The organism is Acidihalobacter aeolianus, from assembly GCF_001753165.1.
GTDB lineage: Bacteria > Pseudomonadota > Gammaproteobacteria > DSM-5130 > Acidihalobacteraceae > Acidihalobacter > Acidihalobacter aeolianus.
Genome location: NZ_CP017448.1, coordinates 72,880 through 88,283, shown reverse-complemented (window position 1 = coordinate 88,283; position 15,404 = coordinate 72,880). Strand labels below are relative to the sequence as shown.

Genomic DNA, 15,404 nt, shown 5'->3' with positions numbered 1-15,404 from the left:
TTTACGCCGCCAGATCGCCTTACAAACGAGAAAATTGGCACTTCAAAACCCGTGAGATAATAGCTTCATTACTTCTTTGGAGCAGTCTTGCGTGCGGATCGACGGCGTCGATATCGAGATCACCCTGGCACAGGTCAGGGCGCAACTGGAGCAGGAGAAAGACCTATCTCCGGCACTCCGCGCCAGTATCGAGATGATGCTCATGTTGTTCGTCGTGTTACTCAACCGTCTCGGGCTCAATAGCCGCAACAGCAGTCAGCCGCCGGCATCGGATCCCAATCGGCCACGCAGCCAGCGTGTGCGCTCAAGCCGACCTTCCGGTGGCCAGCCGGGGCACGTGGGCAAGACCTTGCGCCCGGTCGAGCATCCCGATGAGATCGAGGTCCTCAAGATCGATCGTCGTCGCTTGCCGAAAGGCTGCTATACCGAGGCGGGTTTCGAGACTCGCCAGGTTTTTGATATCGACATCAGCCGGATCGTGACCGAGTATCGGGCGCAGATCCTGGAGAATGAATCAGGCCAACGTTTTGTGGCTTCATTCCCGGAAGGGGTGGATAAGAAGGTGCAGTATGGTTCCGGCCTCAAGGCCCATGCCGTCTATCTGTCCCAATATCAGCTCTTGCCCTACAAGCGGATCCAGGATTACTTTGCCGATCAGTTGGGCATCCCTTTGAGCGATGGTTCACTGGTGAACTTCAATCGCGAGGCATTTACCCGCCTGGCGGCCTTTGAGGCGATCAGCAAAACGGCATTGGCCAAAGCCGTGTCCGCTCATGCCGACGAGACCGGGGTCAACATTGATGGCAAACGCCATTGGCTGCATGCTCTGTCCAATGCTGATTGGACGCATTATCAGGTCCACAGTAAGCGAGGCCAGGAGGCGATGGACGCGATCGGGATCCTGCCACGGTTCCGCGGTGTGCTGTGTCATGACCATTGGAAACCCTATTACCGTTATCGGGACTGCACCCATGCCCTGTGCAATGCCCACCACCTGCGCGAACTGGAACGAGCATTCGAGCAGGACGGACAACAATGGGCGGAAGCGATGGGCAAGCTGCTCAGAGAGATTCATCAGGCCGTCGAGAACGCTGGCGGCATCCTGCCGCTGACCGAGGCCAATGCTTACCGGCAGCGCTACCGAGATGTGCTCGAGGCGGGGCAACTGGAATGCCCTGAGCCGGAAAAACCACCCGACAACAAGCCTCGGGGGCGGATCAAGCGGAGCAAGGCCCGCAATCTGCTGGAGCGTCTGATGGCCTATGAAGACGATGTGCTGCGTTTCATGGTGGACGTCAATGTGCCGTTCACGAACAATCAGGCGGAGAACGATATCCGTATGACCAAAGTGCAGCAGAAGATCTCCGGCTGCTTCCGCAGCCTGGAGGGTGCCGCGATGTTTTGCCGCATACGGGGATATCTATCGACCTGCCGAAAGCAGGGGGTCACGGCTTCGGAGGCGTTGCGCCTAGTATTCGATCGCAAGCTACCGGCTTTTGCTCTGGCGATCTCTGAGAATTAGCTGAGTAGTTACGGACGAACAAAGAAAGTCACCAAAGAAATTCGCCCGGATCGCCTTGGCCCTACGGGCAACCTCGCGTGAATACGTCTGGTCGCGGCCGCAGCCAAGCGCCGTCCGGGCGCGGGCTGCTCGGCCCGGGTCCTCCGGGTCGACCCCAATCAGTCGCATCCCCGCGAGGCAAGGCAATAAGGGGGTAGAAAATCGCCGGTTAATTTGAACGAGCTAAAGGAAAGCTTGCCGATTAAGGTTATCGGACGTTCCGTTTCCGACCCAGGCTGTGTGAAAACGTGAACCATGCGCATTTCGTCGAAGGTGACCGCCGATTTCGGTGAACGTGACCGCTGCTCTCATTGGTTGCGCACTGGAGTGGTTTTTCTATCCTGAGCGGTCACGATCCGTCAACCGGAGCCTGGATCTTGCGCATGGACTCGCCGGTCAGGTTGAGTCGGTGTGAGCCGTGCAGGAGGCGGTCGAGGATAGCGTCGGCCAGGGTGGCTTCACCGAGGTAGTCGTGCCAGTGTTCGATAGGCAACTGGCTGGCGATCAGGGTGGAGCGTCGGCCGTGGCGATCCTCGATGACTTCCATCAGGTCGTTGCGCTGTGCGGTGTTGAGCTTTTGGATGCCCCAGTCGTCGAGGATCAGCAGGTCGGTTTTGAGGAGCTGGCCCATGAGCCGGACGTAGGAGCCGTCGCCGTGGGCGATGCGCAGCTGCTCGAACAGCGCCGGCAGGCGCAGGTAGCGCACCGACAGGCCGCGCCGGCAGGCCTGATTGCCCAGTGCGCAGGCGAGCCAGGTCTTGCCGCAGCCGGTCGGTCCGGTGAGGCACAGGTTCAGTGCCTGGTGTATCCAGTCGAGGCTGGCCAGTTGGGCCATGCGGGGCTTTTCCAGGCCCCGGCGGTGGTGGTAGTCGATGTCCTCGACGCAGGCCGGCACGCGCAGGCGGGCGGCCTTGAGCAGGCGGGTGAGGCGTCGGTTCTCGCGGTGCAGCACCTCGTGCTCGATGAGCAGGGCGAGGCGCTCGTCGAAGGACAGCGCATGGGTCTGGGGTTGGCCCTGTTGTTGCTCGAGGGCGGCGAGCATGCCGGTGAGGTTGAGGGTGCGCAGCTGTTGGCGGGTCTGTTGATTGAGCATGGCGTGGAGCTCCTCAGTGATAGTAGTTGGCGCCGCGGACATTGGCGTGCAGGGGCAGTGCCTCCTGGGCCGGGCTCTGATCGAGGGGCTGTTGGTCAAGGCCGCGGGCGAGGATCGACTTGACGCTCTGGTAACGGGCCGAGTCGATGGCCAAGGCTCGAGCGCAGGCCGCCTCCAGGCGCGCCGGGCGGTAACGCCGAGCGAGGCTGAGCAGCCCCAGGCAGGCGCGGTAGCCGTGCTCCGGATGAGGCCGGTCGGTCAGCTGGCGGCGTACCACCTCGGCCGTGCTGGGGCCGATCTGGCTCGCCCAGCGCAGGAAGCGCTTGGGTGACCAGTCACGGTGCACCTGATGGGTCTTGGGCATGTGCTCGGTGACGGTGACGTAGCGGCCCGGGCCGTGGTGGCGCGGATGCAGGGCCACGCGCTGACCCCGGTGCAGCACCTCGATCGTGGTGGCGGTGATGCGCAGGTCCAGCACCTGGCCGACCAGGGCATGCGGGACGCTGTAGCAGCGCTTGTCGACCTCGACGTGGTAGTCGATGCCGGGCCGGGCGCGTCGCCACTCGGCGTAGACGTAAGCCTCGCCCGGCAGCGGGCGCAGCGCGGGCCGATCGAGGCTCTCGAACAGGTCGCGACGGCTCTCGGTGCGACCCTGGAAGAGCCGCTCGTTCAGTTCAGGCAACAGCGCGGCGATGGCCCGGTTCAACTCGGCCAGCGAGAAGAAGCGGTGGTGGCGCAGCCGCGCCAGGATCCAGCGCTCGACCACCTGCACCGCCACTTCGACCTTGGCCTTGTCCTTGGGCTTGTAGGGCCGCGCCGGCAGCACGGCGGTGCCGTAGTGCGCCGCCATCTCGGCATAGGTGGCGTTGAGCTGCGGCGCGTAGCGCTCGGCGCGCTGAACCGCCGCCTTGAGGTTGTCCGGCACCAGCAGCGCCGGCACCCCGCCGAAGAAGCCCAGCATGCGCTGGTGGGAGGCGATCCAGTCGGGCAGCGACTGGGTCCAGGTAGCCTCGACATAGGTGTAGCTGGAGGCCCCGAGCACGCCGACAAAGATCTGTGCGGTACGCACCTCGCCGGTGTGACGGTCGACGATGTCGACCGTGGGCCCGCAGTAATCGATGAAGACCTTTTCCCCGGCCTGATGGTGCTGGCGCAGGCTGCGCTTCTGCCGCTCTCGCCACTGCCGGTAATGGTGACAGAACTGGGTATACGCGTACGCGCGCTCGCCGTGCGCGGCGCAGTACTCGGCCCAGAGCAGTTGCAGGGTCACGCCCTTGCGCTTGAGTTCCTGATGGATCTGGAAGCCGTCGGGGACGACGAACCGGCTCGAGGGCGCCTTGGCGGGAAACAGACGTGCCTCCAGGGCGGCCTCGTCCATGTCCGCAGGCAACGGCCAGGTGATGCCTTGAGCCCTGGCCAGGTTGACGTACTTGTTGACCGCGCCCTTGGACAGGCCGCAGGCGCGGCTGATCTGCGCGTGGCTGAGTTGGGCTGCGTATTTGAGGCGCAGCACCTCGATGACATGCTTCATTGGAATCCTCGCTGCCGGCACCGCTGTCTCCTTGAGTGAGCAAAGGAGCGCGGTTGTGCCGGAATAAGTGAAAGAATTCCAGTGGCTTGGATGAGATGACGGAGGAACGTGACCGCCGATTTCGGAAAAAGAGCCGAAATCGGTCACGATCAAACGAAATGGCCGGTCACGTTGATCCGAAACGGGCGGTCACGTTCGAGCGAAATGACCGGTCACGTTGCGCCGAAATACGCAAACCAAGCCTACCCCAGATGATCCAATTAATAGGTTGGCAACTCGGGGCTGCAGATGAAGCGATTTATCGAAGGCGAGCATCGTCAGCAGGCGACCTTGTTCCCGGAAAGTCTTGATGAGTTCGTTGCCGAAGACAACCCGGTTCGCGTGGTGGATGTGTTTGTTGATGAGCTGAGTCTGTCGGGGCTGGGCTTCAAGACCACCGCCGAAGCCACGGGCCGTCCGGGCTACCATCCGGCGACGCTGCTCAAGCTGTTTATCTACGGTTATCTCAATCGTGTGCAGTCCTCACGCCGTCTGGAGCGAGAGGCACAACGCAACGTCGAGTTGATGTGATTGACGGGCCGGCTGGCCCCGGACTTCAAGACCGTTGCCGACTTTCGGCGGGACAACGGCGACCATTTTCTGGACCAAGACAAAAAAAACAATAAATAATCCGACGAATTATTACAGGCCTCTAGTGACGCCATGAAACAATGATGGTGAAATTAAATCCGTTCGTGCTGGCAGTGCCCCAATAATCGCGTTTTCACACGGCCTGGACCCTGAGCAGTCCTTCGTCTACTGCGCGGCATAGTCCGCTGTCAGACAAATAGGGGACGTTAACGCTAAGTTTAAACATCCGCTCTAACGAGTTTGCGAAATGTACAATCACGGGCTTAGATTATCTTGGTATTCGTCAAGAGCCATCTGAGCGATTTTATCGCCCTGTTTAGCTGCCTTTTTGTACCAATAGATACCCTTGGATTTGTTCTTGGCCATGCCTGATCCGCCGAAGTAATAAGCCTCAGCGAGTTGCTGCTCTGCACCGACTTCGCCATGTTCGGCAGCCCGCTTGAGCCAGTAGGCGGCTTTGGCGGGGTTTTTTGGCACCCCCCAGCCGCCGTACTGGTAAGCGGTCACAAGCCGGCTCAAAGCCTTGTCGTATCCCTGCTTCGCGGCTTTCGTGTACCAGTGGTAAGCCTTGGCATCATTCTTCGGCAACCCCCATCCATGAATATAGTCTTCACCCAAACTGTACTGAGCCTTCGCGTAGCCCTGTTTAGCAGCCACGGCAACCCAGTAAGCAGCCTTGGTTTTGTCCTGCGAAATACCCTTGCCCAACATATAGGCTCGTCCTAGCTGGTACTGCGCGTCGACAATACCCTGTTGAGCGGCTTTCCTTACCCCATCAATTGCCTTCCTGTACCAGTACGCGGCCTTAGTTTTGTCACGTGGCGCACCAAGACCTTTGGCGTAAGCGTCTCCCATATGGAATTGCGCATCGTAGTTACCTTGATCGGCGGATTTCCTGTACCAGGACATGGCTTTAAGAAATAAATCTGCGGCCCTGCCAGCGTTCCTCGGCTGCTCAGATATTGAAAGTTTTTCTGCCTTTTTGAGATATGCCGTCGCGATTTTTTCCTGGGCAATCGCATCTCCACGCTCGGCTTCAGCTTGAGGTCCAACTGAGATACCAGCATCTGCCGAAGCTGAATTCGCGAGCACAAGCCCAAACAGGCCTGCCAGAAAAATCAGAGACCATTTTTTCCTGTGACGCAATGGCATTCTATTTCCAGGTTCGCAAGCGAATCATTTCCAGTTGAACATTGTTGAATTCGGTTAGCTGCTTTGCCGAAGCATCTGTTCCACTTGTGCTTTTAGTTTGGCGGTGTCCACGTTGCCAATCTTCTGATAAACGATTTGCCCTTTCGGATTGATCAGGAAAGACGTCGGTGTAAGCCGGATCGTGCCGAAGGCCTTGGAGATGCTATCGCTCCGATCGATCGTGATTGGATAGGGAATATGTTTATCCTGAGTCATGGTTTTAACTTGAGATGGGATGTCATAGGACATGGCTACTCCTATGATCTCAAAACCCTGTGGCGAAAGTTGTTTATACAGTTTGGCTAGAGATGGAATTTCTTCTACACAGCCTGGGCAGGTTGTGGCCCAGAAGTTGATTAAAACCGGATGACCGTGGAATGAACGCAGATCGAGCTTCTTTCCGTTAAGTAGGGTCATTTGTACATTGGGGGCTTGATTACCGGATGAGCCGAGAAACAGCCAACTGACAATGCTGGTTGTGACCAGGATGGCGATACTTATGAACAATATTTTCGGCTTTGCCTTCATGATGTCATTTAACCCTCTGATGCGGCTGGAGCGTAACCTTCGAATCGATACCCATCACCCGATTAATTCTCATCAGATTCAGCGTTCGAGTTCATGCCTCATCCGTTCATATGTCTGGCTATCGATTTCACCGCGCGCATAGCGTTCTCGCAATACATCCAGTGCCGGATCACGCCCTGACGGCGTGGGTGTGTCACGATGCCCCCCAGCGGAGCGCGCTATCGACACAATCACCCAAACGACGACAGCAAAAATCGCCAGCATGACTAGAAAACCCACTATCGGTATTCCCCACATCGTGCTACCCAAGCCATACATGCCTCCTGAGTGGTACATGCTTACCCCCCTTACATTCGCTACTTAAACATCGAAGTGTGTATCGAGTTCAGCCTTTTGATCTGCGAAAGTACCCCAGATGGGGACATTGTCGATAACCGTAATCGGCGCTACACGGACGCCGTAACGTGATTTGGCTTCATCAGCCACCCCAGGTTGAGTAACATCGCGTTCCGTGAACTCGATATGGTGTTGATTTAAATATCGCCTGACCGCAGCGCAATCAGGACACCCAGGACTGGTGTAGAGGAGAACACTGGCCATCGTTGATCGCAGGGATTTAATCCTGAACCTCGGCTTCATAACCCTCTTCTTTGACCGCTGTAATCAACTTGGAAGGATCGGCGGTGCCATGCACCACTGCGCCACCTGGCGTCAGGGTGACTTCGGCCTTTTCCACACCGGGCACGTGTTCAAGGGCTTTGGTCGCAGCACGTACACAATGTTCGCAGGTCATGCCGGTAATTTTGAGGTTGATCTCACTCATCTCGGTTCTCCTTTCCTGGGATTGTCGATAGATGGCTGCCGCGGTCATGCAGACAGCATTTCAGCCACGCGCTTCAACTTTGCCCCGACTTCATCGGCAAGTGGATTGACGACCGGGTTGTCGACCATGCCGAGCACGGCCTTGGGATCCATGAACACAACACTGATTGTTTTGTCGGCTTCTTCGCGCACCACCACGTTGCAAGGCAGTAAGGCCCCAATATCGGGTTCGGCCTGGAGAGCCTGGTGAGCGTACTTGGGGTTGCAGGCGCCAAGGATCACATAGGGGGCTTGATCCAAGCCCAGCTTGGCTTTGAGCGTCGACGCAACATCAATCGTAGTGAGCACACCGAAGCCTTCGGTTTTTAGCGCGTCGGTCACCTGTGCCACGGTCTCGTCGAACGATCTGTTGCTCTTTACCGTAAACGCGAATTGACTCATTGATCCAATCCTTCACTAAAGGGAATGAAAGTCGCTCAGGCAGTCGCAGGCATATGAAATGCCTTCAATCGCTTGAGTCGTAAGCTATTGCCCAGCACAAATACCGACGAAAGTCCCATCGCCACGCCAGCCACCATGGGGTTAAGGTGAATACCGATCGGGGCAGCTACGCCAGCTGCAATTGGAATCAGGAGGATGTTGTAAAAAAATGCCCAGAACAGATTCCCACGAATATTACCCAGGGTGCTGCGTGCCGCAGCCAACGCAGTCACTACCTCATCCAGCCCGCCACGCGTCAGGGTGATGTCCGCTGCCTCAATGGCAATATCCGTCCCCGTCGCCAGGGCAATGCCTACATCCGCCTGGGCCAGTGCTGGCGCATCGTTGATACCATCGCCGACAAAGGCGACCCGGCGCCCGGCTTGCTGCAAGTCCGTGACCACCTTCGCCTTGTCTTGAGGAAGTACCTCGGCATGCACTTCGGAAATACCCAGGTCAGAGGCAACAGATTCAGCCGTGCGCCGTGCATCACCCGTCACCATGGCGACGGTTAACCCTCGGGCAATGAGACCTTTGACGACAGCAAGTGCTTCCGGTTTGATGCGATCAGCTATCGCCAGGAGCCCGAGCAGCTTGCCATCAGCCGCCACATAAACGACCGTGCGCCCGGCTCCTTCGAGTTCTTGGGCCTGAGTACTCTGTTCATCCAGGTCGATGCCTTCGTGTTCCATGAAGCGCCGCGCACCGACGCGCACGAGACGCTCGCCGACACGGCCTTCAATGCCGTAACCAGCGACTGCGCGGAAATCTTGCACGACTGGAACGTCAATGCCTTGTTCCTTTGCCGCGGTGGTGATGGCTCTTCCCAATGGATGCTCTGAGGCCGATTCCAAGGCAGCAGCCAAAGTCAGTGCCTCGTCTGGCGACGCCCCAGCTCGATCGACCAGCGTCGGACGGCCCTCCGTCAGAGTCCCCGTTTTATCGAACAATACCGTATCGACATGCGAGAACGTCTCCAATGCCTCGCCTTTGCGGAACAGGACGCCCAGTTCAGCCGCGCGACCGGTCCCGACCATGATCGCCGCCGGAGTCGCCAAGCCCATTGCGCATGGGCAAGCCACCACGAGCACGGCTACCGCTGCCACCAAGGCAACGCTGATATTGGCGCCGAGCACGAGCCAGACAACAAAGGCTAATAAAGCAATGGCAATCACTACCGGCGTAAATACACGCACGACGCGGTCGGCAACACCCTGGATTGGTAATTTGCCGGTCTGAGCGCTCTCCACCAACTTGATGATCTGCGCCAGCACAGTGTCGCGTCCGACCGAGGTTGCCTCGATAACGAGTTTTCCATCCTGATCGACCGTACCACCGACTACGGCATCGCCGGCTTGTTTTACCACCGGTAGGGGCTCGCCCGTGAGCATGGATTCATCTACATGCGCACGCCCCTCAACCACTTTGCCGTCAACGGGAAGTCGCTCGCCAGGTCTAACCGAGAGGCGATCTCCGACGTGTAATTGAGCTATCGGGATCTCTGATTCATTGCCATCGGCATCCAGGATTCTGGCTGTCTTGGCTTGCAAATCGACGAGTTTCCGGATTGCCGCCGAGGTTCTGCCTTTTGCCAATTCTTCCAGATACTTGCCGAACAATACGGCGGCGATCACGATGGCGGCCGAATCGAAGTAAATATGTCTAGCCGCTGGCGGGAACAATGCGGGCGCGATGAGTACCAGAGCACTATAGGCCCAGGCGGCTCCGGTTCCCGTTGCCACCAGGGAATTCATGTCCGGAGAAAGATGGCGGTAGGCGATGATGCCGGGGCGAAAGAAACGCCTTCCAGGTACCACGAGTACCACTGTCGCGAGAACGAATTGCACCCAATCCCAAAAATGCGGGAATGGACTGATCGCGCGCAAGGCGTGATTGAAGGCAGGGATGAAGGTGCCTCCCATAGACAGAATAAGGACGAGGACACCTAGCACTGTAGCGATCAGCACGTCACGACCCATGGCATGAATCGCTCGTTGGCGCTTATCTGCTTCAGTTTCGGTACTGTTGGCATCGTCAAGCGTATGCGCGCTGTATCCTGCTTCGGCGACAGCCGAAGTGAGCGCATCCACATCGGTCATGGCGGGTAAAAAACGGACCTTGGCCTGTTCCGTTGCCAGATTCACACTGGCCTCAAGCACGCCGGGTACGCGCTGCAGCGCACGTTCCACACGACCCACGCAGGAAGCACAAGTCATACCTTCCACGGCGAGCTGGAGTTCAGTGTCTACGGGTGTATAGCCGGTCTCACTCACCGTCGAAAAGATCGCCTGTGGGGTTACGATGCTCGGGTCATACTCCAGTTCAGCTCGTTCGGTTGCGAGATTGACGGCGGCTTCGTGAACGCCAGGCAGTTTGTTCAATGCTCGCTCAACGCGTGAGCTACATGAAGCACAGGTCATTCCCTCGACATCCAATCTCAGGGGCATGAGTTTGGCTTGTTGATATTGCCGTTCTGGGACCGCGCTCATTCTGGGTCCTCCTTTAGCAATGCATTCAAAATCGGGCAGCCGGCGATCAGGCCGTGCCCTGGGCAATGTGCCGTGAGGGCTTCCAACCCTGATTTCATGCGTTGCAGATCGTTGATCTTGGCGGAAATGTCGGCGATCTTGCTCTCGGCCAGAACCTTGACCTCACTCATATCCGCTTCAGGGCGAGCATGGAGTGACAACATCTCACCGATCTGGGTCAGTGAAAAGCCCAATTCCTGGGCGCGTCTTACAAACCGTAACCGACGCCTGGCCTCACCGTCATACAAGCGATAATTCGAGGCCGTACGGCGACTTGATTCGATGAGCCCCAGTCGTTCGTAATAGCGAAGTGCCTCGGCAGTAACACCTTCGCGCCGAGCTAAAGCACCGATCGTGAGAGGGGTATTCATATCTCGCTCCATGCTTAGCATGCAACACAAGCATGTACGGAGCTTAAACCCTGTTGTTAGGTTTAGGGTCAAGCGATCCTGCGTAAATTCTGAGGAGGATCAGCAAATTCGTCTTTCAGACCCTTAAGGTCTTGACCCTAAACTTGGGTACAGGGTTTACATTGATAGGATGCATTCGAGAATGTCCCATCGTGGTGTGCTCTTGCTCATCTTGTTCGTGATGATTGCGAACCCCCTGAGCACGGCCATCATCTCCGCACTCAACGCTCAGCACGGCTTACCCTTGTCCGCACCGGATCATTCACAGCAAACCACCCTAAGCATTACTTCCATACTGGCACATCACGTACCAAACCGTTCCATCGGCTGGAACTGCTGCCATGGCAGCACGGCACTATGTGTAGCCCTGATCTCTACGTATGTCGCTGCAAGCTACGCTTCCTCAAAGCAGAAACCAACCCGGGAAAAGCCTCTTGTCCTAGGTCGCTATCTTTCCCCGCTTACCAAACCTCCGCGCATAGATAACGCTTGAATAGACTTGCGTGACGGCATTCATCGTGCCGGTATCTTGTCCAACAAGAAATGCCTTCAATTCAGGCCGCCATTACGCAACCAAATTGATTACTTAGTATTCCCTGTCTATTGATCACCAATCACGATCAAACGCGTAACCAGACAAGGTGTACTAATGATTGGCAACGATTGGTTCTTTGCTGCGTTTCGATTTGGCTCAAGGTCTTGATACCTCGGCGAATTACTTTCTCCAATTAACTCCGGGTAAATGACACTCGCACACGACGGAGCCTAGCTGCAAGAACCAGGTGCAGACCTTACATCTTGGGGACACCACACAATGAATAAAATCAATCGCAGAAAATTCCTCAGCGGTATCGGCGCGGGAATTGGCAGCATGGCGATCAGCAGCCTTGTACCTTCACGCCAAGTGCTTGCAGCAGACACGGCTGCAACGCAGTCCAGTGTCGTTTTTCATGGTCATGGTTTTTATCCCATGATGTCACACGTTATTACTGGAGCAGTTCTTGAGCTTGAATCAGTGTCTAACGAGATACTGAAATTGATCAGCGCTCCCAGCACTCCGGAAAAAATAAATCTGACGCTCGCACCGAAGGATAAAGCGCATCTACGCTTCAACAAGCCCGGACTTTACCTTTTGTATAACGGGATCACGACGCGCTTCGATACCAAAGTCGGACAAGTTGCCGCTCGCAAGGAATCAAGGCAGTTTCCGATGCCAGCTTATATGGTGATACTCGTCACTGATCGCCATGGAGGCGGACTCAATCCGACAGCGAGGCGCGTTACCATACCTGATTCATACATGACCTTCGAACCTTGGGCATGCGTGGTCCGTGCAAACGAATCCGTCACCTTTACCAATAAGGACATGGATACACACATAGTCATGCCTTCGCCTGAGCCGATGTTGATGCCCAAGCATAAATTCGGCGAGGCTGATATGGAGGATAAGCTGTGGCAGCAGCGTATGAATTCAATCTCGCCCATTACACTTAATTCAAGAGGGGGAGCCGGTACGCTGACTCTCAAACAGCCCGGCTTGCATCATTACTACTGCCCAATACATGTGGCCTATAGCGCAACCGATTACACTTTCTATCCACTCAAGAGTTATGGGGGCTATCCATTCATCATGGATGGAGTAATCGTGGTTTTACCCACGTAGATACAGTCTCGGTCGGCGAGAGAATAATTCGGCTAATCAGTTTCACTAATCAAGTGGACGCCATAAGTCGAACGAATGGAACCAGCGGCAGCAATTCAGCATATAACCGCCATTCAGCGAGAAACCCGGAATGGCGGTTATTGGCCGCTTCCAGACTCCCCAGCTCAATTATCGCTTATAACGTCTACGCTGCGACGGACCGCATTCGAATATCGTCCTGCGCGTTACAGATTAGGATCGAATCTTGCAACTTCACAACCTGTAAAAGCCGCTGCTCGCTTACAACCCTGACGAACCATCGGCATGGCTAGCGTTGCGGCGCCCATTCAATTCCGGCTCATAGGCTGTACTTGTCGTGTTCCATTCAAGCCTTCCTACATTTGTTGCAAGCTCCGCCTCCGCATTACACCTGTGGAGCGACTGCATTCCAGTGCCGAACCTCCCTGCGAACCTTCTCGGCGCCAGAGGAGCGAGGCATGTCTGACGCGCTCGATTTCGACGACGAGGAACTCTGGGTCATCTGGAACGGCGAACAAGGTCTCGTCACCACGTCGACCATCGGCGAGGTCGAGTCGGGAGCTGAGGGCAGACAGGCCTGGCTGGAAGAGCCGTTCGACATGGTCGGACCGTTCAGCCTGGATGAACTGCTCACGAAAGGGCGGATTGCCTTCGCTGCGTGCGTCGTCATGTCGCGCCAGCGTTGGCAGGCGGATCAGGTCGAGCTGAGGCGGGAGTCGCTGAGACTCCGCCGCGCCGCTCAGGAACGGATGGAAGAGGAATTCGCGCGCTACAACCAGCGCCGCAACGCGCGTCAGGACAACCTGTTCGATCTCGCCGACGAAAGACGGCACCGCGAAGCCCTCAACCTGCCCGCAGAAGGCCGGCTCGAAGCGACCCAGATCAAAAAGGCCTTCCGCCGACTCGCCCAGAAGGCGCACCCCGATTCCGGCGGCAGCCACGAACAGTTTCTGCGCATCACGCAAGCGCGCAACGCGCTGCTTGAATGCGCTTCCTGAGACAAGGTGCTCGTTTCGCTCGCCGCAGGGCACTGCACAATCCTGGGCCGCAGCAAGGCCGAACGCTTGGGTCGTAAGCGACTCATGACGAAAGATATGGGGCCAAGCCCATAAGCTGAATGCATGCCCCGGCTTAATTTCCTCATTCTTTTCGTGGTTATTGATCGGAGTCAATTGCGCAACCTGTCGCAGCCCTTACGATCCATCTGCGTTTGCAAGTTTGTCTGAAGGGTTTTTGCCAGCCGGTAGTGCTGCTTGATGGCGTATCCATCGGACTGGAATATTCTGAAACCTAAGATTCGTCAAGCCTGCGGTGCCAGAAGCGTTTGTTGATAATCATATATCGAGTGGGTGAAAAACCCGCCAGAGGAGGTTTGACCGTGAGTTCCATCACCAAGGATATTTCGTCTTACGAAACCAACTCAGCCGCAACAAAGTCTGCAATATTCGACGGCACTGGATCAGGGCCTACGTTGCTGATTATTTTCGTGGTTGTTGCCGCTATTGGGTATTTTCATAACACACTCGATGTCAATACGGTAAAAAGCATGGCTGAATTGCGCGGACTTGGCGCATCCATGCCATTGCTAGGTGCTTTCCTCGGTTATATCTAGTCGTACCAAAAAGCTCTCCTCCTGCAGACCGTCCAGCCAACGCGGCATAAGTCGCGTTGGCTGCGACGTTCGTTGATTTCTTAAATCACCATCCCGACCGGCTTTTCTCTCCAATAAGCAAGTGTCTGGAAATCTCCGTAAATATCTGTTTGCGCTCGATCACGCGCACACATCATTTATTTCCTTTCGCTATTCATTCGTTGGGCAGCGTCCAAACCCGTTTTATACGCCCGATTTTTCACCTCAAGGTGAGATATGGAAGATGCGCGAGGTATAGCTGGGTTTCCTTGTGCCGGTCGTGCGCGAGCACCATCATGTCAACCGCGACGCGGTCGAGATGCGGTGCGAACCGGTGGATGAAGTCGTACATGTAGTCCCGCAGCACCAGGCCCCGGCGCAGGCCGATGCTGGTGACCTCGTGCGGGAACAGATGGCGCACATCCAGACAGACCAGGTCGCCGTCACGCTCCGGCTCGTACGCCATCCTGGCGAGCAGGCCGACGCCCAGCCCGGTGCGCACGTAGGTCTTGATCACGTCGGCATCGACGGCGGTCAGCACGAGATTGGGCTGCAGACGTTTTCTGGCGAAGGTCGCGGACATTTCCGAGCGGTCGTCGAAACCGAAGACGTATGTCACCAGCGGAAATTTTGCGATGTCTTCCAGGCTCAGGCGCTTGGCATGCGCCAGCGGGTGATCGTGCGGGACCAGCACCGCGCGGTTCCATTTATAGCAGGGCAGCAGCACCAGATCCTCGAAGTGATCGAGTCCTTCGGTTGCGATGGCGAAATCGACCTTTCCGCTCACGGCCAGCTCCGCAATCTGTTCCGGCGTGCCCTGGTGCAGATTGAGTTTCACGTCGGGATAGCGTGCGCGGAACTCGGCGATGATGGGCGGCAGCATGTAGCGTGCCTGAGTGTGCGTCGTGGCGATGGACAGCGTGCCCGAGGCCGGCGACGTGAGCTCGGTGGCCCGGCGCCGCACGTTTTCGGTTTCGGCCAGAATGCGTTCCAGGTAGGGCATGATCGCCTGCCCGAATTCGGTCAGCCGGGTAAACGATTTTCCGCTGCGCTCGAAGATCGGCGAGCCCAACTCGTCTTCCAGCATCCTGATCTGCTTGCTCACCCCGGGCTGCGAGGTATACAGGGCCTCGGCCGCGGCGGAGACGCTGAAACCCTGCTGCACCACAGCGCAGACGTACTGAATCTGACGGAGCTTCATCTGGCCACCCGGCTTACCGAAACCGCTTGAACAAGCATCCAGCCTACTGCCGGCCGCATATTCCGTCCAGGCATAAGCATGTAATAAATCGATCTTTGTTTGGAATAAGTATCGTCGG

15 protein-coding genes and 1 pseudogene are annotated in these 15,404 nt (G+C 56.9%); 5 read left to right on the top strand and 11 right to left on the bottom strand.

From position 1 onward, the window contains the following. Positions 1-91 precede the first annotated feature (91 nt). Positions 92-1,522 (top strand): IS66 family transposase, encoded by a 1,431-nt coding sequence (gene tnpC / locus BJI67_RS00440; protein ID WP_070071330.1) that lies wholly within the window; start codon positions 92-94, stop codon positions 1,520-1,522. Between the two features lie 388 nt (positions 1,523-1,910). Here tnpC and istB read toward each other — a convergent pair whose 3' ends face one another. Next, a complete protein-coding gene (gene istB / locus BJI67_RS00435) occupies positions 1,911-2,654 on the bottom strand; it encodes an IS21-like element helper ATPase IstB (RefSeq protein ID WP_070071329.1) in 744 nt (247 codons plus the stop codon). Positions 2,655-2,667: 13 nt separating this feature from the next. Continuing rightward, the gene (istA, locus tag BJI67_RS00430) at positions 2,668-4,185 is read right to left on the bottom strand and encodes an IS21 family transposase (RefSeq protein ID WP_070071328.1); all 1,518 of its coding nucleotides are present in this window, start codon (positions 4,183-4,185) and stop codon (positions 2,668-2,670) included. Positions 4,186-4,473: 288 nt separating this feature from the next. Between istA and BJI67_RS00425 the strand changes: the two are divergent. Further along, positions 4,474-4,815 (top strand): annotated as a pseudogene (locus tag BJI67_RS00425) (transposase); the annotation flags it as partial. 255 nt (positions 4,816-5,070) lie between these two features. On the opposite strand, the gene BJI67_RS00420 reads toward BJI67_RS00425, so the two are convergent. The 8 genes from BJI67_RS00420 to BJI67_RS00395 form a co-directional block, all read right to left on the bottom strand. Continuing rightward, complete coding sequence (locus BJI67_RS00420; RefSeq protein ID WP_070071326.1) at positions 5,071-5,967, bottom strand: tetratricopeptide repeat protein; 897 nt, start codon at positions 5,965-5,967, stop codon at positions 5,071-5,073. A gap of 54 nt (positions 5,968-6,021) precedes the next feature. Beyond that, positions 6,022-6,534, bottom strand: a complete 513-nt coding sequence (locus tag BJI67_RS00415) for a TlpA disulfide reductase family protein (RefSeq protein WP_083250502.1) — start codon at positions 6,532-6,534, stop codon at positions 6,022-6,024. 78 nt (positions 6,535-6,612) lie between these two features. Next, positions 6,613-6,798 carry an SHOCT domain-containing protein gene (locus BJI67_RS18200; protein ID WP_407922823.1) on the bottom strand — a complete coding sequence of 62 codons (186 nt, stop codon included), beginning with the start codon at positions 6,796-6,798 and terminating at the stop codon, positions 6,613-6,615. Positions 6,799-6,894: 96 nt separating this feature from the next. Next, on the bottom strand, positions 6,895-7,134 hold the full coding sequence (locus BJI67_RS16525) for a glutaredoxin family protein (RefSeq protein WP_083250500.1): 240 nt from the start codon (positions 7,132-7,134) through the stop codon (positions 6,895-6,897). Between the two features lie 16 nt (positions 7,135-7,150). Further along, positions 7,151-7,357: a CopZ family metallochaperone gene (locus BJI67_RS00410; RefSeq protein WP_070071324.1), complete on the bottom strand. Its 207-nt coding sequence runs from the start codon at positions 7,355-7,357 to the stop codon at positions 7,151-7,153. 44 nt (positions 7,358-7,401) lie between these two features. Then, complete coding sequence (locus tag BJI67_RS00405) at positions 7,402-7,797, bottom strand: DUF302 domain-containing protein (RefSeq protein ID WP_070071323.1); 396 nt, start codon at positions 7,795-7,797, stop codon at positions 7,402-7,404. 35 nt (positions 7,798-7,832) lie between these two features. Continuing rightward, positions 7,833-10,325, bottom strand: coding sequence for a heavy metal translocating P-type ATPase (locus BJI67_RS00400; protein ID WP_070071322.1), 2,493 nt, complete (start codon positions 10,323-10,325; stop codon positions 7,833-7,835). Beyond that, positions 10,322-10,735: a MerR family DNA-binding protein gene (locus tag BJI67_RS00395; protein WP_083250955.1), complete on the bottom strand. Its 414-nt coding sequence runs from the start codon at positions 10,733-10,735 to the stop codon at positions 10,322-10,324. The genes BJI67_RS00400 and BJI67_RS00395 overlap by 4 nt, the downstream gene beginning before the upstream one ends. Positions 10,736-11,588: 853 nt before the next feature. On the opposite strand from BJI67_RS00395, the gene BJI67_RS00390 reads away from it, so the two are divergent. The 3 genes from BJI67_RS00390 to BJI67_RS17165 all read left to right on the top strand — a co-directional run bounded on the left by BJI67_RS00390 (position 11,589) and on the right by BJI67_RS17165 (position 14,067). Further along, entirely contained in the window at positions 11,589-12,437 is an 849-nt protein-coding gene (locus BJI67_RS00390; protein WP_070071320.1) for a cupredoxin domain-containing protein, read from the top strand. A gap of 476 nt (positions 12,438-12,913) precedes the next feature. Further along, positions 12,914-13,453, top strand: coding sequence for a DnaJ domain-containing protein (locus BJI67_RS00385; protein ID WP_070071319.1), 540 nt, complete (start codon positions 12,914-12,916; stop codon positions 13,451-13,453). Between the two features lie 380 nt (positions 13,454-13,833). Then, entirely contained in the window at positions 13,834-14,067 is a 234-nt protein-coding gene (locus tag BJI67_RS17165; RefSeq protein WP_156781969.1) for a hypothetical protein, read from the top strand. Between the two features lie 238 nt (positions 14,068-14,305). Here the strand turns inward: BJI67_RS17165 and cysB are convergent, their stop codons facing one another. Further along, positions 14,306-15,286 carry an HTH-type transcriptional regulator CysB gene (gene cysB / locus BJI67_RS00380; protein ID WP_070071318.1) on the bottom strand — a complete coding sequence of 327 codons (981 nt, stop codon included), beginning with the start codon at positions 15,284-15,286 and terminating at the stop codon, positions 14,306-14,308. Positions 15,287-15,404: the final 118 nt, after the last annotated feature.